Origin of the sequence: Reichenbachiella sp. MALMAid0571, from assembly GCF_040151475.1 — a bacterium.
Lineage (GTDB): Bacteria > Bacteroidota > Bacteroidia > Cytophagales > Cyclobacteriaceae > CAXBNB01.
This window is the reverse complement of the sequence record NZ_JBDKWG010000124.1, coordinates 1-20265: the sequence shown is the minus strand read 5'-3', so window position 1 is coordinate 20265 and position 20265 is coordinate 1. Positions and strand designations below refer to the sequence as shown.

The 20265-nt window shown below is 39.0% G+C and carries 19 protein-coding genes; 14 read left to right on the top strand and 5 right to left on the bottom strand.

Going from position 1 to position 20265, the window contains the following annotated elements:
- Positions 1–106 precede the first annotated feature (106 nt).
- Together AAOP42_RS10255 and hslV are read left to right on the top strand one after the other, a co-directional pair.
- Entirely contained in the window at positions 107–1750 is a 1644-nt protein-coding gene (locus tag AAOP42_RS10255) for a pyruvate dehydrogenase complex dihydrolipoamide acetyltransferase (RefSeq protein ID WP_349528412.1), read from the top strand.
- Positions 1751–1833: 83 nt separating this feature from the next.
- On the top strand, positions 1834–2376 hold the full coding sequence (hslV, locus tag AAOP42_RS10250; protein WP_349528411.1) for an ATP-dependent protease subunit HslV: 543 nt from the start codon (positions 1834–1836) through the stop codon (positions 2374–2376).
- Between the two features lie 230 nt (positions 2377–2606).
- Here hslV and AAOP42_RS10245 read toward each other — a convergent pair whose 3' ends face one another.
- Genes AAOP42_RS10245 through AAOP42_RS10230 form a run of 4 tightly spaced genes read right to left on the bottom strand, consistent with a single transcriptional unit; the run spans position 2607 to position 6694 of the window.
- A complete protein-coding gene (locus tag AAOP42_RS10245; RefSeq protein WP_349528410.1) occupies positions 2607–3689 on the bottom strand; it encodes a dipeptidase in 1083 nt (360 codons plus the stop codon).
- Positions 3690–3710: 21 nt separating this feature from the next.
- Positions 3711–4814 (bottom strand): D-TA family PLP-dependent enzyme, encoded by a 1104-nt coding sequence (locus tag AAOP42_RS10240; RefSeq protein ID WP_349528409.1) that lies wholly within the window; start codon positions 4812–4814, stop codon positions 3711–3713.
- 52 nt (positions 4815–4866) lie between these two features.
- Positions 4867–5334 (bottom strand): RidA family protein, encoded by a 468-nt coding sequence (locus AAOP42_RS10235; RefSeq protein WP_349528408.1) that lies wholly within the window; start codon positions 5332–5334, stop codon positions 4867–4869.
- Between the two features lie 40 nt (positions 5335–5374).
- Positions 5375–6694: a gluconate:H+ symporter gene (locus tag AAOP42_RS10230; RefSeq protein WP_349528407.1), complete on the bottom strand. Its 1320-nt coding sequence runs from the start codon at positions 6692–6694 to the stop codon at positions 5375–5377.
- Between the two features lie 210 nt (positions 6695–6904).
- On the opposite strand from AAOP42_RS10230, the gene AAOP42_RS10225 reads away from it, so the two are divergent.
- The 6 genes from AAOP42_RS10225 (at position 6905) to AAOP42_RS10200 (ending at position 14110) form a co-directional block, all read left to right on the top strand.
- A complete protein-coding gene (locus tag AAOP42_RS10225) occupies positions 6905–8065 on the top strand; it encodes an MFS transporter (RefSeq protein ID WP_349528406.1) in 1161 nt (386 codons plus the stop codon).
- A gap of 152 nt (positions 8066–8217) precedes the next feature.
- On the top strand, positions 8218–9558 hold the full coding sequence (gene trkA / locus AAOP42_RS10220) for a Trk system potassium transporter TrkA (protein WP_349528405.1): 1341 nt from the start codon (positions 8218–8220) through the stop codon (positions 9556–9558).
- Entirely contained in the window at positions 9555–11009 is a 1455-nt protein-coding gene (locus tag AAOP42_RS10215) for a TrkH family potassium uptake protein (RefSeq protein WP_349528404.1), read from the top strand. Before trkA ends, AAOP42_RS10215 begins: the two co-directional genes overlap by 4 nt.
- 57 nt (positions 11010–11066) lie before the next feature.
- Entirely contained in the window at positions 11067–12176 is a 1110-nt protein-coding gene (locus AAOP42_RS10210) for a prolipoprotein diacylglyceryl transferase (protein WP_349528403.1), read from the top strand.
- Between the two features lie 123 nt (positions 12177–12299).
- Positions 12300–13049: a segregation and condensation protein A gene (locus AAOP42_RS10205; RefSeq protein ID WP_349528402.1), complete on the top strand. Its 750-nt coding sequence runs from the start codon at positions 12300–12302 to the stop codon at positions 13047–13049.
- Positions 13013–14110: a lysylphosphatidylglycerol synthase transmembrane domain-containing protein gene (locus tag AAOP42_RS10200; RefSeq protein WP_349528401.1), complete on the top strand. Its 1098-nt coding sequence runs from the start codon at positions 13013–13015 to the stop codon at positions 14108–14110. Before AAOP42_RS10205 ends, AAOP42_RS10200 begins: the two co-directional genes overlap by 37 nt.
- A gap of 39 nt (positions 14111–14149) precedes the next feature.
- Here the strand turns inward: AAOP42_RS10200 and AAOP42_RS10195 are convergent, their stop codons facing one another.
- A complete protein-coding gene (locus tag AAOP42_RS10195) occupies positions 14150–14569 on the bottom strand; it encodes a nucleoside-diphosphate kinase (RefSeq protein WP_349528400.1) in 420 nt (139 codons plus the stop codon).
- 147 nt (positions 14570–14716) lie between these two features.
- Here AAOP42_RS10195 and AAOP42_RS10190 point away from each other — a divergent pair, with 147 nt between their 5' ends.
- From AAOP42_RS10190 to AAOP42_RS10165, 6 genes are read left to right on the top strand one after another with little or no spacing between them, the layout of a single operon-like run.
- Positions 14717–15727 (top strand): DHH family phosphoesterase, encoded by a 1011-nt coding sequence (locus tag AAOP42_RS10190; RefSeq protein ID WP_349528399.1) that lies wholly within the window; start codon positions 14717–14719, stop codon positions 15725–15727.
- Positions 15724–16584 carry an FKBP-type peptidyl-prolyl cis-trans isomerase gene (locus AAOP42_RS10185; RefSeq protein WP_349528398.1) on the top strand — a complete coding sequence of 287 codons (861 nt, stop codon included), beginning with the start codon at positions 15724–15726 and terminating at the stop codon, positions 16582–16584. The genes AAOP42_RS10190 and AAOP42_RS10185 overlap by 4 nt, the downstream gene beginning before the upstream one ends.
- Before the next feature lie 37 nt (positions 16585–16621).
- Positions 16622–17503 (top strand): FKBP-type peptidyl-prolyl cis-trans isomerase, encoded by an 882-nt coding sequence (locus AAOP42_RS10180; RefSeq protein WP_349528397.1) that lies wholly within the window; start codon positions 16622–16624, stop codon positions 17501–17503.
- A gap of 10 nt (positions 17504–17513) precedes the next feature.
- Entirely contained in the window at positions 17514–18161 is a 648-nt protein-coding gene (locus AAOP42_RS10175) for an FKBP-type peptidyl-prolyl cis-trans isomerase (protein WP_349528396.1), read from the top strand.
- A gap of 14 nt (positions 18162–18175) precedes the next feature.
- The gene (locus AAOP42_RS10170; RefSeq protein WP_349528395.1) at positions 18176–18751 is read left to right on the top strand and encodes a non-canonical purine NTP diphosphatase; all 576 of its coding nucleotides are present in this window, start codon (positions 18176–18178) and stop codon (positions 18749–18751) included.
- A 38-nt stretch (positions 18752–18789) separates the two neighbouring features.
- Positions 18790–19425 (top strand): uridine kinase family protein, encoded by a 636-nt coding sequence (locus AAOP42_RS10165; protein ID WP_349528394.1) that lies wholly within the window; start codon positions 18790–18792, stop codon positions 19423–19425.
- The last annotated feature ends 840 nt before the right edge of the window (positions 19426–20265 follow it).

Genomic DNA, 20265 nt, shown 5'->3' with positions numbered 1-20265 from the left:
GAATTGAAAATTAGTTGGTTCAAAAGTAGATTAACTACAGTATTTAATTTGAATAAAGATCGAAATAAAACTAATTTAGCGGTTTGATTTAAAAACACTAGAATATATGGCTGAAGTTATCAAAATGCCCAAAATGAGCGACACCATGGAAGAGGGAGTTATTGCCTCTTGGTTGAAGAAGGTGGGTGATACTGTGAAATCAGGAGATATCCTGGCTGAAGTAGAGACGGATAAAGCAACAATGGAGTTGGAATCTTATGAAGATGGGGTTTTGTTGCACATTGGAATTCAGGAAAAAGAATCGGTACCTGTTGATGGGGTGATAGCCATTATTGGAAAAAAAGGAGAAAATATAGACAGCTTGCTGGCTGGCATTTCAAGCACTCCCAAAGCTACTGAAAAAACTGAATCAGAACCAAAAGCCGAAAATGCGACAGAAACTGCTCCGGCAGAAGCCGTTGATACTTCCGGCATCAATGCTCAGGTAATCACTATGCCAAAGATGAGTGATACTATGGAAGAAGGCATAATCGCTTCCTGGTTGGTGAAGGTAGGTGATACTGTAAAGTCAGGAGATATACTGGCGGAAGTAGAAACCGATAAAGCCACAATGGAACTGGAAAACTACGAAGATGGAGTGCTACTTTATCAGGCCGTGGAAGCTGGAAAAGGTGTGCCTGTTGATGGTGTAATAGCCATTATTGGAGAAAAGGGAGCTGATTATCAAACATTGTTGAAAGCTCAAACAGCTCAAACAGCTCAAACAGCTAAACCTGCTGCTAAAGAAACAACAACTCCAGCACCAGTTGAACAAAAATCTACTGCTCCACAAGCCAATGCTGCTCCTACTGCTACTCCGGTAGCTAGTAATGTGTCGAGCAATGGTCGTATAGTAGCTTCCCCGTTGGCTAAAAGTCTGGCCAAAGAAAAAGGAATAGATTTAGCACAAGTACAAGGAAGTGGTGACGGTGGAAGAATAATAAAAAGAGATGTTGAGTCATTTGTACCTTCTGCTGCTCCTGTAGCAGCCGGAGCAACAGCTGCACCGGGTGTGGTTGGAGTAGAAAGCTATGAAGATGTGCCAGCTACTCAAATGAGAAAGGCGATCACAAAGAGCTTGAACAACAGCCAATTTGGAGCACCACATTTCTACTTGACTATGGAGATCGACATGGATAAAACCATGAAGGCCAGAAAAAGTATCAATGACCTGTCTCCTGTAAAAATATCTTTCAACGATATTATCATCAAAGCTGCTGCTGCTGCTTTGAGAAAACATCCGGACGTGAATACTTACTGGATGAGTGACACCAATAGCATTAGAAAAAACCACCATATCAGTATAGGTGTGGCAATGGCTATTGAAGACGGACTTGTAGTGCCGGTAGTAAAATTTGCAGACAACAAATCATTGTCTCAGATCTCAGCTGAAGTAAAAGAGTTTGGTGTTAAAGCCAAGGCTAAAAAATTGCAGTTGGATGAAATGCAGGGAAATACATTTACCGTATCTAACCTGGGTATGTTTGGTATAGAAGAATTTACTTCTATTATCAATGCACCGGAATCTTGTATTTTGGCAGTAGGTGCGATCAAGCAAACTCCAGTAGTAAAAAATGGCGAAATCGTTCCGGGTAATGTAATGAAAGTGACATTGACTTGTGACCACAGGACTGTAGATGGAGCTGTAGGATCGGCTTTCCTACAGACTTTGAAGGGACTGATAGAAGATCCGGTTAGGATTTTGATTTAAACAATATGAAATATTTGAAAGGCTTTAGGACAAACTTCTAAAGCCTTTTTTTCGTTTTACACAATCCAATAGAAAAGAATTAGATGACTAAATTGAGATCAACGACCGTATGTGCCATCAAACACAACGGAAAAGTAGCGATAGGGGCAGACGGGCAGGCAACACTTGGGAACACAGTGGCCAAAAGCAATGTCAAGAAAATACGAAAATTACAAGATGGAAAGATAGTGACTGGATTTGCAGGATCAACGGCTGATGCTTTTACCCTTTTGGAAAGGTTTGAAGAAAAACTCAATTCCTATGGCGGCAATATGAAGCGTGCAGCTATAGAATTGGCTAAAGACTGGCGGATGGATCGTTACCTGAGGAAATTGGAAGCCATGTTAATCGTTGCAGACAAAGATGAAATATTGATTGTATCCGGTACAGGAGATGTGTTGGAGCCGGATAATGATGTTGCAGTGATTGGTTCTGGTAGCATGTATGCCCAGTCTGCCGCAATTGCTATGAAAAAACACGCCGGAGACAAGCTCACTGCCGAAGAAATGGTTCGTGAAAGCCTCAATATAGCAGCTGATATTTGCATTTATACCAACCATAATTTGGTAGTGGAACGGGTAGAATAATAATACCCAGGACAAACGCATTTAAAAATTCTTACTATCCTCAGGCACCTGCCTCGTCGGCAGACGGGTGTTCTGGGGTCTGTTAGGGTTGATTCTAATTTCATGGGGTACGGTAATGAGGTTTTTGTTTTTAGATGCGTTTGCCTATAATAGTACCCCAGTTTTCCTAAGAATATTCGAGCCCTCTAAAAATTTTAAACTTTTGGAGGGTTGTTTTTTTAAAGTGAAACTCATTCCCACGCTCTTCTTAAAAACCTTAACCAATTGCCATGCAAGACGCTACTGATGTCATCTTGAGAGTATCCTCTGATGGCAAGCATGTTGGGAAGTTTTTGAAGATCGGCTATTGTATCTAAGTCGGCCGGGCATTGCTCTGTGCCGAATCCACCATCCAGATCAGTACCAATGGCAATATGATTGGCATTTCCGGCCAGTTGACAGATGTGATCCATGTGGTCTATCATGCTTTCCAAAGAGAGTCTTGTGCTTCGAGGTGTGGATTTGCCACGCTCCCAACCCGACACCATCATCCAGGCATCCAAGGGAGAACCGATGACGGCATTTCTACTGATTAGTTCTTTTAGCTGTTCGTCAGAAAACTGCCTGTTGTGGTTGACTAATGCCCTGCAATTTTGATGACTTGCCCATACATGTCCGTGGAAGCAGTCCATGGCTTCCCAAAAGCTGTTGTCACATAGATGGGTCGCATCCAGGATAATCCCGAGGTTCTCGACCTCTTTTAGCAATTCTTTTCCTTTTACTCCAATTCCTCCGGTGGCATCTGTACCCTGAGCATACGTGCCTGGGCCATAATGCGCAGGGCCTATTGCCCTGAGTCCTTGTTCATAGGCCCTTTCCAAGTGATTAATAGTGACAATAGAATCAGCTCCCTCCAGACTTAATATATAGCCTATTGGCGTATCTATAGTAGGATTTCCCCATAACTGTAGGTGTGAGTCAAGGCCAGCAAGGTTAGTGATTTGCACCAGTTGTCCTTTTTCTTCCATAGCCCGGTACCAGGCAAGTTGTCCCTGAGTTTGTGCCCAGGCTTGTTCAGGAGAATTCCATCCCGGTAGCTTATTGCTTTTTTTGACATACCGTGCAATCAATGTTGCCACACAAAGCCCAATATTGCCAGCCCTCATCTCTGAAAAAGTAACTGTACCATTTCCCCTGTCGGGCTTGTCAGTCATTCCTTTTTCTTTCGCTCGTATTTCCGCTACCGACCAGGTAAGATCTCTGTTCCACTCCAGTGCATTCATGGAAAGGTCAAGGTGAAAATCTAATATGAGGGGTTTGTTTTTTGTGACCATGAATTGTTTAAAAATTTAATTTCAAATACTAAGCATTCTCTTTCTAGCCACAACTTCCCATTTGTCCACCACTTCATTGTTTTCTACGACATATACTTCGTGGTGCAGGGCAACTGTAGGGCAGATATGAACTGGAATCGCATAAAATGCTTGTTCTACTTCGTAAGTTTTATCCTTATTTTTTATGACCAAATGCTCTTCACTATGAGTGATCATTTCAAAGTCGTCTATTCCCATGATTTTTGCCCTTGGGTGTGGCATCTCTGAAGCTATGGATTTATGTCCCAAATCCAGACAGGCCTGATTGTTTTCAAGTTTGCTGACCACACGTGTAAGCAACACAGCAGCATGTAAAAAATCCATATCTTTAAACTTTGAACTGTAGCCATAATCCCAGAAGATGGTAGTGCCCGGACTTAAATCCCGATCGTTATGCTGTGCATGAACCGGAAAAGTAGGGCTGCCACAAGCTATGACCGATGGTATTTCCAGATTTTCAGCTTCGATGGTTTTGATCAAATTCTGAACTACCCCAAATTCTTTTTCACATTTCGTTTTTCTGTCGTCAAAACTGATTTCACGAATGTGTCCATCATAAACATGGAGACCGCCGTTGCTTATGTTCGGTAACTCATTTATTAATTTATATAAGGAAAGTGCTTTATCCCCCGGTGATATGCCAGAGCGGTTCATTCCACTATTTATATCGACGAAAACAGGAATGTTTACATGATCTTCCTGAGCTTGTTTTGACAGTAAACCGGCTGATTTTTCATTGTCCACAATAGCAGAAAACAGCACTTTGGGAAATTGCCTGATAAGAGCAACTAATCGCTTGATATTTGGGCCGACCAATTGGTGGGCTATGAGAATATCTTCTCCACCGTTTTGAGCCACCATTTCTGCTTCAGCGATTGTCGCACATTTGAATTTTTTAATGCCATAATCTACCTGCATGGATATTAGTTGAGGTAGTTTATGAGTTTTCACATGTGGACGCAACCTTTCTACTCCTCCCGCCATTTCAATCATTTTTTCAATGTTGTGTCTGACCCTGTCTGGGTAAATCAACAGGCTTGGGGAGAGGATCTCATCAATATTTTTTATTTCGTACCAATGATCCATGTTTAAAGTTTTTTTAAAGGGGGTATTCTTGTAGTTGAAAAATGAGTAGTTGTTAAGAATGTAACTCGAAAATGGCTTCAACCTCTACAGCTATGTTGCCTGGTAAAATCATGCCAACTGCACTTCTTGCACCCAGGCCATTTTCTTCACCAAATACTTCTGCCATTAGTTCACTAAAGCCGTTGATGACCATTGGATGCTGGTGAAAATCAGGTGCGCTATTGACCATTCCCAATACTTTAATTACTCTTTTCACTTTATTGATGTCAGGTAAGTTGTCTTTCAAAGTAGCCAGCATTGTCAATCCGACTTGACGGGCTGCATTTTTGCCTTCTTCTATTGTAAGGTCTTTCCCTACCACTCCTTTAATAAGCGAGGTATCTGGAAGGCAGGGGCCATGACCAGAAACGTACAACATATTGTTTACAATGGTAATAGGTCGATAGACTCCACCTGGCGGTGGTGCAGGCGGCAACTCAAGACCTAACCTGAGTATGCTTTCTTCAATATTTTGTGTCATTTTATAAAAATAAATTTTTACTTGTTGAAGTATATGTGTTTTATGAAAAAAGTAAATAATTGATACAAAGAACTCCCAGTAATCCCATTACTGAAACGATTGTCTCCATAATTGTCCAGGAGGAAAGAGTCTCTTTGATGGTGAGGTTAAAGTATTCTTTGAACATCCAAAAACCGCCATCATTGACATGAGAAAACATGAGGCTGCCAGAACCGATAGCAAGTACCATTAGCTCGGGACTAACATTAGACATAGAAAGAAAGGGCAACATGATCCCTGAAGCAGTAAGCCCTGCTACAGTAGCTGACCCCACACAAACTCGGATGATGGCAGCAATAAGCCAAGCCAGTACAAGTGGATGAATGTTTGTGTGCTGGAGAGAGGAAGCTACATATTCGCTGACACCACTATCTGTCAATACCTGTTTTAATGCTCCAGCTCCGGCTATGATCAACAGAATCATGGTAATTCCTGAAACGGATTCTACCAGTGAGTTCATAATATCATCCATTTTCCTTCCCCTTCTGATGCCCAGAGTTACTATTGCCAACAGTACGGCAAGAAGCATGGCCAACAAAGGATTACCTAATTGGGTTACTGTATTTTTTAGGGGCGAGCCATCTTCGAGGAGAAATTGCAGGATGGCGGAGCTACCTATCAGCAAGACCGGAAAAAGGGCTGTGAAAACACTGGTAAACATCGAAGGTAAATTGTCTTGGGTGGGATTGGCTTTGAAGAACTTCTCTGAAGGTTTGGGATTCAGTTTGGTTAAAGTACGTGAAAACAACGACCCGGCAACTACTATGGCTGGTATGGCTACCATAATTCCATAAATCAGGGTTTTGCCAATATCTGCATGGAACATGATGGCTATTGCGGTTGGAGCCGGATGTGGAGGCAGGTATCCATGTGTAACGGACAATGCCGCTAACATAGGTAATCCCACATAGAGTAATGGTAGCCTGGTAGTATTTGCTATGGTAAATACCAACGGAACAAGAATAATAAACCCAACAGAATAAAACATTGGAATGCCTACAATGAATCCGGTAAGAACCAGTGCCCATTGGATGTTTTTTACTCCAAAAGTAGCGGTGAGTTGGGTGGTGATACGTTGTGCAGCACCACTTTCTGCTACCAGTTTCCCCAGCATAGCTCCAAAACCCAGTATGACTACTAAAAAGCCCAAAGTGCTTCCCATACCGGTTTGGATAGATGAAGCTACTTTTTCCAATGGCATTCCTTCTGCCAATCCAACCAAAAGGGATATGATGACAAAAGCAATAAAAGCATTTAATCGCAACACAAGGATGAGAAGTAAGAGTGTCAATATTCCAAGTAGTACAATAATTATGTCCATAGTGATGAATTGGTGGTCAGGACAGAATTAAAAGTCCTGGTTTTTCCTAATACAATTTTGTAATTTGTATAAAAAAATAATGCCGATCAACTTTCTTTATGGGAAGAACTACGTGTTTCTTTTGAGGAGGAAGATTACTTTAATATTATTGTCATTGAGACCAATTAAATCTGTCCTTTACCTTTCTAAAAAGGAGTTAATTTTATTCTGTTGAAATCCAAGCGAATACTTTTTTTAATTATTTTTTCCCAGTTTGCAGGCACTTCTCTATGGTTTGCAGGAAATGCAATAATGCCTGATTTGATCATAGAGATGGGGTTAAAACCTGGTGATCTTGGTAGTGTGACCTCCGCCGTGCAGGCAGGGTTTATCATTGGTACTTTGGTTTTTGCATTTACGGCAGTAGCTGACCGGTTTAGCCCGTCCAAGGTTTTTTTTGTTTGCTCTATTGTAGGAGCTGTTTTTAATGCTTCTATTTATTTCCTTCCAAAGGAGTTGTTATCTGTTGTGATTACCAGATTTTTGACGGGTGTTATGCTGGCAGGTATTTATCCCATTGGCATGAAGATAGCTGCCGACTGGTACAAAGACGAGTTGGGTAAGGCTATTGGATATTTGGTAGGAGCATTGGTATTGGGTACAGCATTTCCCAGTTTAATCAGAGCACTTGGCAGTCAGTTGGAATGGTCTGTGGTGTTGGGAGTTGTATCCATTTTGGTGTGCGCAGGAGGTTTTTTGGTGTTGTTTTTTATCAAAGACGGACCATATCGTCAGCCTATGGCAAAGTTTAATCCGGGTGGTATTGGTACATTGTTTAAATCCAGTGGATACAGGTCTGCTTCTTTCGGTTATTTTGGACATCAATGGGAACTTTATACTTTTTGGGCATTTATTCCTACTCTTTTGGCGCATCATCGAGGTACTGTTGACAATATATCTTTATGGACTTTTCTAATTATTGGTAGTGGAGCCATAGGGTCTTCAGTTGGAGGGATATTGTCAGAAAAGTGGGGCAGTGCTTTCGTAGCATGGGTCAATTTATTGGGTTCAGGATTGTGTATCATTCTATTTCCTGTTTTCATCCAATTTCCTTTGCCTGTGTTTTTTACCTACATGCTGGTTTGGGGATGGGTGGTAGTAGGTGATTCTCCACAATTTTCTGCGTTGGCAGCTATAACAACTCCCAAAAGTCAGATTGGGTCAGGCCTTATTTTAATGAACTGTATTGGCTATACAGTTTCGATTGCAAGTATTTACACTTTAAATTATCTCATTGGTTATTTCGATATTAGTAATGTTATACTGGTTTTACTTCCGGGACCTATTCTGGGGTTGATTGCTATTTACCCTTTGAAGAAACAGAGACTTTAAAACAATTCCGGCAAAAAATCAAATGGAAGAAAAGCAGTAAATCTCCTTAATTTCTATTGAATCTTAGTTAAACCTGATTTATATGTTCGCTTATTAGTTTTACCGGAATAGAGTTTTTTATATTTGCACTCTTATTTCATAGCAGCTACTACATGAGAATTATAATTGCCGGTGCAGGAGATGTTGGATTCCATTTGGCAAAACTACTGGCTATTGAAGAGCACGATATCAATATCATTGATCTTGATAGCTCAAAACTCCAATACATCTCCAATCATCTTGATGTAAACACTATCAAGGGGAGTTCTACCTCCTACAAAATACTGGAGGATGCAAAGATATCAAAGGCCGATTTGCTTATTGCTGTTACGGAATCTGAAAGCACAAATATTTCCACAGCAATCATTGGAAAGAATCTGGGAGCAAAAAAAACCATCGCAAGGATATCAAATACCGAATTTTTGCACAAAAAGGATATATTGAATCTAAAGTCTATAGGGATAGACGAAGTAATTTCTCCAGAGTCCCTTGCGGCAAAGGAGATTAAAAAACTACTTAAGGAAACAGCCCTGACTGATACGTTTGAATTCGAAAAGGGAATACTTTCTTTGGTAGGAGTTACGATTGATGAAGATTCAGAATTGCTCAATCAATCGCTTGCAGATACTGCGTATTTAAACCCAGATCGTAATTTCAACACTGTAGCTATATTGAGGGGCAATGAAACTATTATTCCGCATGGAACTAATAAATTCATGTTGAACGATCATGCATATTTTATCACCCAACCGGATGGTTTGGAACGGGTGATGAATCTTTCTGGTAAAACAAGAACACCCGTTAAGAATCTGATGATCCTGGGTGGTAGCAAAATTGGCATCCAAACTGCCATGCAGTTGAGCAGCAAGTATAAGATTAAACTGATTGAACAGGATAAAGACAAGTGTTTTGAACTTGCTGATCAACTTCAGGATACACTTATCATTAATGGTGATGGACGTGATGTTGAACTCCTTCAGGAAGAAGGAATAGGGGATATGGATGCTTTTATTGCTGTAACCGGAAACTCCGAAACGAACATTATTACTTCTCTTGTAGCAAAAAATCATAATGTCAAAAAGACCATTGCACTGGTAGAAAATATAGATTATATCCACCTGTCTCAGAATATAGGCGTGGATACAATGATCAACAAGAAGCTAATTGCTGCGAGCTTTATTTTCAGGCATATCAGAAAGGGAGAGGTGCTTAATCTTATCAGTATTCATGGTGTAGATGGAGAATTGGTGGAATTTGAAGTAAAACCTAATTCTAAGATTCTTGATGTAGAAATAAAAGATCTCAATTTTCCTAAATCTGCCATTATTGGTGGGGTGATAAGAAACAATCAGGGGATTACAGTAAGAGGTAACTTTAGATTTAAAGAAAAAGACAGGGTCGTTGTATTGTCTAAACCAGAATGCATTCGAACGGTTGAAGGATTTTTCAAATGAGATTTAACTATCAGGTAATTATAAATATCATAGGGCTATTGCTGATGCTCAATGGTGTCTTTATGTTACTATGCATTCCTTTTAGCATGTACTTTGGTGAAGGGGATTTGATTGCCATAAACTGGTCAGGCCTGATAACTATTTGTGTTGGAGCTATTTTGTGGTTTGTAACCAAGGATTTGAGCAATAAGGAACTAAAGAAGAAAGACGGTTATCTTATTGTGACATTAGGTTGGGTATCCATGTCTTGTTTTGGTGCACTGCCATATATTTTAAGTGGAGCCATTCCAAATTTTACCGATGCATTTTTTGAAACCATCTCGGGCTATACTACCACCGGGGCTAGTATCTTAACGGATATAGAAAGTGTACATAAAGGCATTCTTTTTTGGAGAAGTCTTACGCAATGGATAGGAGGTATGGGAATTATAGTGTTGGCTGTGGCAATTCTTCCTATTCTGGGCATTGGAGGCATGCAGTTGTTCGTAGCAGAATCTCCCGGAATTTCACCGGACAAATTGCAACCCAGAATAAAGGAGACAGCTAAGCGTTTGTGGTTGATCTATGTGATGCTTACAGGTATGGAAACAGTATTGCTCTGGGTTGGAGGCATGACTTTTTTTGATGCACTCAATCATGGGTTGACAACTATGGCAACTGGTGGTTTTTCTACTAAAAATGCCAGTGCTGCACATTTCTCCCCATTCATACAGTATGTGATGGTGTTATTTATGTTTTTGGCGGGAACTAATTTTACTATGACTTACTTTGGTCTGCATGGGCAGTTCAAAAAAGTAATAAGAAATGAAGAGTTTAGGTTTTATCTTGGCACATGCGTGTTACTTACTGCCATTACTACCTTTGCCATAAGCCTGACCTCTGATACAGGATTTGAGCAATCATTTAGAGATGGGTTGTTTCAGGTGGTATCTGTGGTGACTACCACTGGGTTTGTTTCGGCAGATTATACACAGTGGTCGTCTTTTATTACCATTTTGTTTTTCATTATGTTGTTTATTGGTGCGTCAGCAGGATCAACATCCGGAGGAGTGAAAATTGTACGTCATGTCATTTTATTGAAAAACAGTATTCTTGAGTTGAAAAGACAGTTGCACCCTTCAGCTATCATACCTGTGAGATTCAATAGAATAGCAGTACCCAGAGATATTACTTTCAATATCTTGGCATTCATCATGATCTACATATCTATTTTTTCCATTGGATCGATCGTTATGGCATCATTAGGTGTGGATTTGGAAACGGCTATGGGATCAGTAGCTACTTCTTTGGGCAATGTTGGCCCGGGTATAGGAAGTGTAGGGCCCGTGGATAATTTTGCCCATTTACCAATGTTTGGGAAGTGGTTTTTGGCTTTTTTAATGCTTTTAGGAAGACTTGAATTATTTACAGTATTAATGCTCCTAACTCCTTATTTTTGGAGAAAATTGTGATTAAAACTCTAACCAGATCTGATTGAATAGTTGGAGGTTTTAAAAAAATAAAGAAATATGACAATGCTAAACTTTATCATTTGGAGTGCAGACCCCACCATATTTAGAATCCCCCTACCCGGAGGCAATGAGCATCCAATAGTATGGTATGGTTTGTTGTTTGCCTTGGGTTTTATCGTCAGTCAGCAGTTTATGTTGTGGTTTTTTAGAGCCGAAGGAAAAAATGTAAAAGACGTTGATCAACTCACTATGTACATGGTGGTGGCGGTGATAGTAGGTGCTCGTTTGGGACACTGCTTATTTTATAACCCTTCTCATTACCTGGCTAACCCTTTGGAAATTCTTAAAATATGGGAAGGTGGGCTGGCCAGTCACGGTGGAGCTATAGGGATATTGGTTGCCTTGTATTTATACAGCAGAAAAAAAGCAGATCAAAGCTATATATGGGTGCTTGACAAAGTTGGTTTGGTCGTTTGCCTGGTAGGATTATTTATCCGTTTTGGTAATTTCATGAATTCTGAAATTATTGGGTTACCTACCGGTTCAGATTATGGGATAGTATTCGCCCGAAATGCTGAAGAATTGTTTTTGGATGCTAAAAGAGGAATTGAAGAGGTCAACTTTTCGAAAGGGGGAGAGGCAAAAAGTGACATTCCGGGGCATGTTTCTGTTACAATCCAATTGAAATTTGAAAAAGGAACAGATCTCACTGAGCAAGAAGCCGCTTCGTTTATTGGCATGAACATTAAATCTGCTTTCATGAGGTATCCTGCTCTAAGTGAACATTTTTATCAGGATGCAAATCAACCCCTTAACTATAAGTTGTATAAAGAAAGAGGTATTCAGTATGCGGACATATATGCGCTGGGTATTCCAAGGCATCCTGCTCAACTGTATGAATCTGTGTATTGTTTATTCATTTTTCTTTTCCTGCTTCATATATGGTATCATCATCGTCATAGGTTTGCTGATGGGTTTATTTTCAGCGTTATGATGATCGTCCTTTGGTCTGCACGATTTGTCGATGAAATGTTCAAGGAAAATCAGGAAGCTTTTGAGGATTCTTTGGCTCTCAATATGGGGCAGATGCTGAGTATTCCGATGATTGCTATTGGAGTAATTATGTTGATAATTACGTTGAAAAAGGGAAAATCTCAGGTTGAGTAATTTCTATGATCTATGGGTCATTGTTCTAACAGAACCGTTACATTTCATAAATTTTTCTTTTTTCAGATAATTTCATCAATTCAACTTACCTTTGGTTGATTCAAAACATAAATTAACTCCAAGTTGAGCTTTGAAGTAAAATTACCTCTTTTTGAAGGTCCCTTTGACCTGTTGCTTTTCTTTATTCAAAGGGATGAGTTGGATATTCATGATATTCCAATTTCGAAAATTACGGAAGATTTTTTAGGGTATATTCATCAGTTGGAGCGAATGAACGTGGAAGTGGCCAGTGAATTTATATTGGTAGCTGCTACGCTTATGAGAATAAAAGCAAAAATGCTCTTGCCACGGCCGGTAATCAATGAATTGGGAGAAGAGATTGATCCAAGGGAAGAATTAGTGAAGCACTTATTGGAATACAAAAAGTATAAATCAGTTATTGCAGAATTGTCCCAGTTGGAGTCTGACAGACTCGACAGAGAAAAAAGAGGCAATCTGGTTAAAGAAATAAAACAACTTTCTGAATCATCCAATGTGGAGGCGGAATTGCAGGATCTTGACCTGTATAAGTTGCTGAAGGTTTATCAACGGGTTTTGGACAGGTATGAGTATGAGAAGAACAAGCCTGTTCATCATGTGGTTCAATATCCTTATACTATATCAGATCAAAAGGTTTTTATTCTCAATATATTAAGTACAGGTGACAAACTTTCTTTCGAGGATGTCATTAAAACCAAGCCCGAAAAGATTGCAGTCGTGTACAATTTTTTAGCCATTCTTGAACTACTTCAATTGGGTATGATTACTATCCATTTAGGTGAAGGGTTCAACAACTTTTGGATCGAAAAGTTAGAAGGAGTAGCAGTAGATTAATGGATATTAGTGCTAAAAAGGTATTCAAAGTTTTAAACCCGAGGAATGTTTGGATTCCTGTTATTCTTGGCATTGGTATAGTTTTCTTTCTCTTTTACAACGACCCTAACGTCACTTCAGACAATTTGCACTTAATTTTCGATGCAAACAAAGAGGGCGTTTTTTTTTCTTTGCTAACCCTCATTCTCAGGCATGCGGGGTATGCATATAGGTTGAGACTCATTACCGACAATGAAATATCATGGATGCGGTGTATTGTTATCATAGTACTCTGGGAATTTGCTTCAGCGGTTACTCCATCGGTGGTAGGAGGCACAGCAGTAGCTGTTTTTATTCTCACTATGGAAGGGCTAAATTTTGGAAAATCATTGGCATTTGTCATGGTTACTGCCATATTGGACAACCTGTTTTTTGTTCTGGCGGCACCTGGTGTTATGTTACTTGCCCAGGGTCAGGTATTTCCGGATGTAGAAGCAGCCAATCTTCAGATTGGGAATAGTTTGCCATACTTCTTTTTTATCAGTTACGGCTTAATTGCGATATACACCTTGATTATGTCGTATGGTTTGTTTGCCAAGCCGAGATCATTTAAATGGATTCTATTGAAGGTAACTTCCTGGGGTTGGCTCGATAAATGGCGGCATCAGGCAAGTATGTATGGAGATCAGATCATCATGGCATCATCTGAACTTAGGGGAAAACATGCGAAATATTGGTTGATGATAGCTTCCATCACTATTTTTATTTGGTGTATGAGATACATTACCCTTAATTCCATTGTATCTTCTTTTGCTGATGTCTCTTTTGGAGAACACATGGTAATTTTCTCAAGACAAGTGATTATGTGGATAGTAATGCTTATATCGCCTACTCCGGGCAGTAGTGGCACTGCAGAGTATTTTTTCATCCCATTTTTTGAACAATATCTGGGGTCTTATACTTTTATATCGGCCATCTTCTGGCGTCTGTTAACCTATTATCCTTATTTACTTTTGGGAGCGATAGTTTTACCCAAATGGATCAAAAAGGTGTTTTTTAAAAATAAACATAAAAAACCCTGACGAATCAGGGCTAGTATTTCTTTTGAAGGGTGACTACCTTTAGAATTTCTCAAGCTCAGAAAAGAAAAACGAACCTTCTATAGCTGCATTTTCATCAGAATCAGAGCCGTGAACAGCATTGGCTTCTATAGATTTGGCAAACAATTTTCTGATCGTTCCTTCCGCCGCTTCTGCAGGATTCGTAGCTCCTATTAATTTCCTAAAATCAGCTACCGCATTTTCTTTTTCAAGTATAATGGCAATGATGGCACCTGAAGACATGTATTTGCACAAGTCATTGTAAAAAGGACGTTCTTTATGAACGGCATAAAACCCCCCGGCTTTTTCTGCTGAAAGTTTGACTAACTTCATCGCTTTGATAGAAAAACCTGCTTCTTCTATCATTTTGATAATAGCTCCTGAGTTTCCTGCAGCAAAAGCATCAGGTTTGATCATTGTGAATGTTTTGTTTCCTGTCATCTGAATTTTCGGTCTTAAAATTTAAAATCGGGCAAAGCTAAATGTAATCATTTAGGATATGAAAGAAACTGCTATTATTATCCTCCATGCATCGTTTTGTTTTGATATATATTATACACACTTTTGCACCTGCTTTTTACAAAATTGATGCAAAACCTCGCAGCGTTTAAAGATTTAATAAACCTCCCGAAGCGGGTAGTAATTACTACTCACGTAAAACCTGATGCTGATGCACTGGGTTCTTCATTGGGATTGGCTGGCTTTCTTCAAAAATCAGGCCATCAGGTCACCGTAATTACACCTACCGACTATCCTGAATTTCTTCATTGGATGGATGGAAATAAGGATGTATTGGTTTATAATGAAGGAAATGAAAACAAGTCGGCCTATTTGGTAGAAAATGCTGACATTATTTTCTGTCTTGATTTTTCTAGTCTGGACAGGATAGAAGATTTGGGAGAATTGGTTAGAAAGTCGGAAGCACAAAAGGTTTTGATTGATCATCACCTGGAACCCGAAGATTTTGCTGACTATGTACTTTGGTCAACAGAAGCAGCAGCAACAGCAGAACTGGTTTATGACCTGATCGAAATGCTGGAAGAAAAGGAAAAGATTACAATAGGCATAGCAGACGCATTGTACGCCGGACTGATGACAGATACAGGTAATTTCAGGCATCCCTCTACCACTCCGAAAGTTCATCATATAGTGGCCGATTTGATAGAATTAGGTGCGGATGTATCCAAGGTTGCCAATCTTATATATGACAACTATTCACTACAAAGGTTGAAACTAATGGGTTTTGCTTTGTCTGAAAGGCTTGAGGTGATAGAAGAATACAATACGGCCTTTTTTGCTATAAGTAAGGAAGATCAGGACAGGTTCAACTATCAAACTGGTGACACGGAAGGCTTGGTGAACTATGGATTGTCGATCAAAGGAATAAATATGGCTGCCTTTATGAGAGAAAGTGATGGGAAGATAAAGATGTCATTTCGATCTATAGGTGATTTTTCTGTGAAGAAATTTGCCAGTGAGCATTTCAATGGTGGTGGACATAAAAATGCAGCTGGTGGTGTGTCCTGCGAAAGCCTTGAAGCAACAGTAGAAAAATTTAAAAAATTATTAACAAAACATTCTAAAGAATTAAAAACATGAAAATTAAGATGATGAGTTTGGTATTAGCTGTTTTGCTAATAGAGTCATGCGAACCAAAAAAAGAAACAGCAACCACTGCATCGGGAGTTGAAGTTGAATTTGTAAACAAAACTGAAGGAAGAACGAAAAACGAAAGCGATTTTTTGTTTTTCAATATGAAATATACAACTGAATCTGATAGCGTATTGTTTGATACCAGTGAAAGAGGAGGAGCTGTTCCTATCTCTTACAATGAAGAGCAATGGAAAAGTTCAGGTATAATATATGAAGCATTTACATTGTGCTCAGAAGGAGACAGTATATTATTTAGTGTTCCTGCTGCTGATTTATTTGAAAAAACATTCAGAGCCCCTATGCCTGAAGGTTTGGATAAAGACAGTAAAATCAAATTTTATGTAGGACTGGAAAAAATCAGAAATAGAGAAGAACTGGATGCTGAGATTATAGCTGCTGCCGAAGGTCAGATCAAAATTGATGGAGAGATTATTGACAAGCATTTGGACGAAAAAGGCATAGAAGCGATCACTACAGAGTCTGGTTTGAGGTATGTGATTACCGAACAAGGAACAGGGCCAAATGCTGTGGCAGGTCAAAATATTGAGGTTCACTATCATGGTACATTGTTAGATGGAACTAAGTTTGATTCCTCTTATGACAGAAACCAACCTTTTAATTTTGTTTTAGGGCAGGGTGGTGTTATTAGAGGATGGGACGAAGGTTTTGCTTTGCTAAACAAAGGCACTAAGGCAACTTTGTACATTCCAAGTTCATTAGCTTATGGGAGCCAGGCAAGAAGTGCCGAAATAAAAGCAAATTCAATATTGAAATTTGAAGTAGAACTACTGGAGATTAAATAGTCAGTTGTTAGGGTTCTGAATCAATTTAAATAAAAGAATGAAATTTCAATCGGTATTTAAAAGAGTAGGTTATATGACTATGGCAGTGGTGTTATGGTCATGCGGAGGTGATTCAGGTTTAAGTGTTGAAGAGCAGTTTGCTATTGATGACGAGAAAATCGAAGCATATATTGCAACTAATAATTTGCAAGATGTTCAGACCACTACTTCGGGTCTTAGGTATATAATTACCAGAGAAGGTACAGGGAATTTTCCTGAGGTAGAAGAATTGGTGGTGGTTCACTACAAAGGAAGTTTGTTGAATGGCAACACTTTTGATTCGTCGTATGACAGAGGTGCACCATTTACATATACTTTTGGCGTAGGGCAGGTAATTTCCGGGTTTGATCTGGGAGTTCAGCAAATCAGTGAGGAAGCCAAGGGAACTATAATCATACCATCCTACCTGGCCTATGGTAGATCAGGTAGTGGTTCTATTGGAGCCAATGAAGTATTGGTATTTGAAATTGAAGTGTTGAGTGATGCTCAGATTTTGGAGATGGACTTAGAGAAAATCGATGAATACATTGATACCAAATCACTGACTGATGTGGTGGAAACTTCTTCAGGTTTGAACTACATAATTACTGAGCAAGGAACAGGAGATAATGCAAAAGATGGGGACGCCATATCTTTAAAGTACAAAGGGTATTTGCTTGACGGAACAGTATTTGACGAAACCACATCAGGAACATTTGATTACACCATAGGAGAAATAAGCTTGATAGATGGATGGGAAGAAGCTGTATCTTTGCTCAACGAGGGAGCGAAGGGTACATTTATGCTCCCCTCAGGTATTGGTTATGGTAAAGTGGGGTATCAGGACATTGATTCAAATATAGTTTTGATTTTTGATATAGAATTGGTAAGTATTAATTAAGAGATTGAATATGAGATTATTCTGTAGAAAGATGAAGGATTTGGTTTTTGTGGCAAGTATTGTATCACTGTCGATATTTATTGCCTGTTCGGGCAGTGATCGTGATTTGGACGATCCGGCTCAAATTACCGCAGATTCTTTACGCCAAAGCGGAATAGACAATGACTCTATCGAATGGTACATTACAGAATATGGTATTGAAAATGTAATTACTGAGGATACAGGGATTAGATATGCTCTGACAAAAGAGGGAAATGGCGAAACTCCTGATTACAATGATATAGTGTCCGTGGAATATACCGGAATGTTTCTAAACAATAAAGTTTTCGATACCACAATTGAAGATGTAGCTATAGATGCTGGTATTGATGTTGCCGGACGAATTTATACTCCATTGAGGTTTAATTTTACGAAAGATGGCAGTGGGATCAGTTCCTCATTTTTGGCTCAGTTTAGAAACGGACTCAATAAAATATTGTCTATGACGGATGATAATGATGTGCGTATTTTTTCTAAAGGAAGTAAAGCCTTACTCTTCATGCCTTCTGCAGTGGCTTATGGTGTTAGAGGTGATCAGTTCTATGATCAGTATGAAGACAATATCCCACCAAATACAGTACTAATATTCGAGTTTAAGTTGGTCACTTTTAGACCTTAATTATATCTTTTTCTATGAAGATTTGTTTTGCCACTCACAACGAAAACAAGCTTCGTGAAGTGAAATCTCTTTTGGGTGGATTTGAGATCGTAGGGTTGAATGATATCGGGCAGGCTACTGAGATACCTGAAGATGGTCTGACTCTTGATGAAAATGCATTTATAAAAGCAAATTTTGTTAGCAGTAAATTTGGTGTCAATTGTTTCGCAGATGATACTGGCCTGGAGGTTGAGTCATTGAATGGTGCCCCTGGTGTATTTTCTGCCAGATATGCAGGAGAAGCAAAGAACAATCAGGAAAATATAGATTTATTGCTTCAAAACCTGCAAGGTAAATCCAATCGAAAAGCTCAATTTAGAACGGTGATATGTCTAATAATTGGAGGTAAAGTCAAGACTTTCGAAGGAGTGGTTGAAGGAACGATTGCCGAGTCGTTATCTGGTGATGATGGCTTTGGTTATGATCCTGTTTTTGTTCCTGATGGCTATAATTGCACATTTGCAGAAATGTCTATGCAAGAGAAAAATGCCATTTCCCACAGAGGTATTGCTATTAAAAAACTTGTTGAATATTTGGAGGTACATACCTGATGCTTCCAAATGTCATTAATCTTGGTTATCATTGATATATGTCTGAAATCAATAAACCATATCTGATAGGTATTACAGGAGGTAGTGGATCAGGTAAAACATCATTTATTTCTGAATTGAAGGCTTTTTTTTCAAAGGATCAATTGTGTATTCTTTCTCAGGACAATTACTATATTTCCAGAGAGGATCAGCCAATAGACAGTCAGGGTGTTAAAAACTTTGACACACCCAATTCTATAAATCAGGAGGAGTTTGCCCGGGATGTGAGTCTTTTAAAAAAAGGACAGATTGTACGTAGAAAGGAGTACACCTATAATAATCCCAATGTTGTTGCGAAGGATTTGGAGTTTAAACCTGCTCCTGTAATCGTAATTGAAGGGATATTCGTCTTTTATCTTCAACAGGTGGCCAGTTTGTTGGATTTAAAGATTTTTATTGATGCGGAAGATTTTCTAAACCTTAAAAGGAGGATAATTCGCGACGGAAAGGAAAGAGGCTATGATATGGATGATGTGCTCTATCGTTTTGAAAAGCACGTGATGCCTACATTTAGAAAATACATAGTACCATTTAGGAATGATGCAGATTTGATCATTCCTAATAATGAGAATTTTGATAAAGGACTGGAAGTTTTGGTTGGATTTATCAGGCAAAAAATAGGACAACCTGAGTGACTTCTATACTTCATTTCACTTGAAGTATTGTCAAGCCACTTCCGGAGACTTCTCACCACTATGTCCAATACGGGGAATGGGAGAAAATCCCTCACCTTCAGTTAATAAATTTGCATGACTGATGCCCCGTTTATTCAAAGGTTAGGCTCGCCATTATTTTTCTAACTACATATCCCTACTTTGTCAACTTACCCATATTCTTTTAGTAAGCATTAATATTTGTTAACAGTTTTCGATTATTTGGTCGGTGCATTGCCATCCGCTAACAATAGTTGAAGCTATCGATTTTTGATGTGCAATGTCTTGTTTATATTCAATCTTTTGCTCATAGGGATAGTAAAAAGCTGGAAAGTATAAGGTCATGTGTTTGTGAAAACCTGCCCAACTTCTGATCTGATAAACTATGTGTATATGGTTGAAATTCAGATATTTAAGTATAACCGCATACACTGATGATGTTATCTGTTTCTAATGCTAATTTATCACTCTAAAATTGAACTAAATATTAATCGGTCATTATTTGTTTGAGCGAAACATTTCATTGTTCAGTTATTTGATATGATTTTTTTTAAAAAAGTTGTGCTTAAGGGAGTTGCGCAATTAGCTCTTCATTTTGTTTAAAGTTTTAGACTCTGAGTGATCCAGCTAGCTTATTTAATCTACGTTTTGGAAAAAGTTCAGATAATTTCAATTGTTGTCTTGTAATTGATAAAAACTCTATTACTTTTGCGCCTCCTTAAGTAATCCGGCAGGGATTTGGAGAGGGTTTGTTCATTGACATGGTACAGTTATATTTAACAAAATGGAGGTATTTAGACTTGGTTAAGATTTGAGTTTAGG

What these genes read in the sequence shown, in the direction of transcription:
- AAOP42_RS10255 (WP_349528412.1), top strand. Translation starts at nt 107, where the DNA reads ATGGCTGAAGTTATCAAAATGCCCAAAATGAGCGACACCATGGAAGAG.
- hslV (WP_349528411.1), top strand. Translation starts at nt 1,834, where the DNA reads ATGACTAAATTGAGATCAACGACCGTATGTGCCATCAAACACAACGGA.
- AAOP42_RS10245 (WP_349528410.1), bottom strand. Translation starts at nt 3,689, where the DNA reads ATGGTCACAAAAAACAAACCCCTCATATTAGATTTTCACCTTGACCTT.
- AAOP42_RS10240 (WP_349528409.1), bottom strand. Translation starts at nt 4,814, where the DNA reads ATGGATCATTGGTACGAAATAAAAAATATTGATGAGATCCTCTCCCCA.
- AAOP42_RS10235 (WP_349528408.1), bottom strand. Translation starts at nt 5,334, where the DNA reads ATGACACAAAATATTGAAGAAAGCATACTCAGGTTAGGTCTTGAGTTG.
- AAOP42_RS10230 (WP_349528407.1), bottom strand. Translation starts at nt 6,694, where the DNA reads ATGGACATAATTATTGTACTACTTGGAATATTGACACTCTTACTTCTC.
- trkA (WP_349528405.1), top strand. Translation starts at nt 8,218, where the DNA reads ATGAGAATTATAATTGCCGGTGCAGGAGATGTTGGATTCCATTTGGCA.
- AAOP42_RS10215 (WP_349528404.1), top strand. Translation starts at nt 9,555, where the DNA reads ATGAGATTTAACTATCAGGTAATTATAAATATCATAGGGCTATTGCTG.
- AAOP42_RS10210 (WP_349528403.1), top strand. Translation starts at nt 11,067, where the DNA reads ATGACAATGCTAAACTTTATCATTTGGAGTGCAGACCCCACCATATTT.
- AAOP42_RS10195 (WP_349528400.1), bottom strand. Translation starts at nt 14,569, where the DNA reads ATGACAGGAAACAAAACATTCACAATGATCAAACCTGATGCTTTTGCT.
- AAOP42_RS10190 (WP_349528399.1), top strand. Translation starts at nt 14,717, where the DNA reads ATGCAAAACCTCGCAGCGTTTAAAGATTTAATAAACCTCCCGAAGCGG.
- AAOP42_RS10185 (WP_349528398.1), top strand. Translation starts at nt 15,724, where the DNA reads ATGAAAATTAAGATGATGAGTTTGGTATTAGCTGTTTTGCTAATAGAG.
- AAOP42_RS10180 (WP_349528397.1), top strand. Translation starts at nt 16,622, where the DNA reads ATGAAATTTCAATCGGTATTTAAAAGAGTAGGTTATATGACTATGGCA.
- AAOP42_RS10175 (WP_349528396.1), top strand. Translation starts at nt 17,514, where the DNA reads ATGAGATTATTCTGTAGAAAGATGAAGGATTTGGTTTTTGTGGCAAGT.
- AAOP42_RS10170 (WP_349528395.1), top strand. Translation starts at nt 18,176, where the DNA reads ATGAAGATTTGTTTTGCCACTCACAACGAAAACAAGCTTCGTGAAGTG.
- AAOP42_RS10165 (WP_349528394.1), top strand. Translation starts at nt 18,790, where the DNA reads ATGTCTGAAATCAATAAACCATATCTGATAGGTATTACAGGAGGTAGT.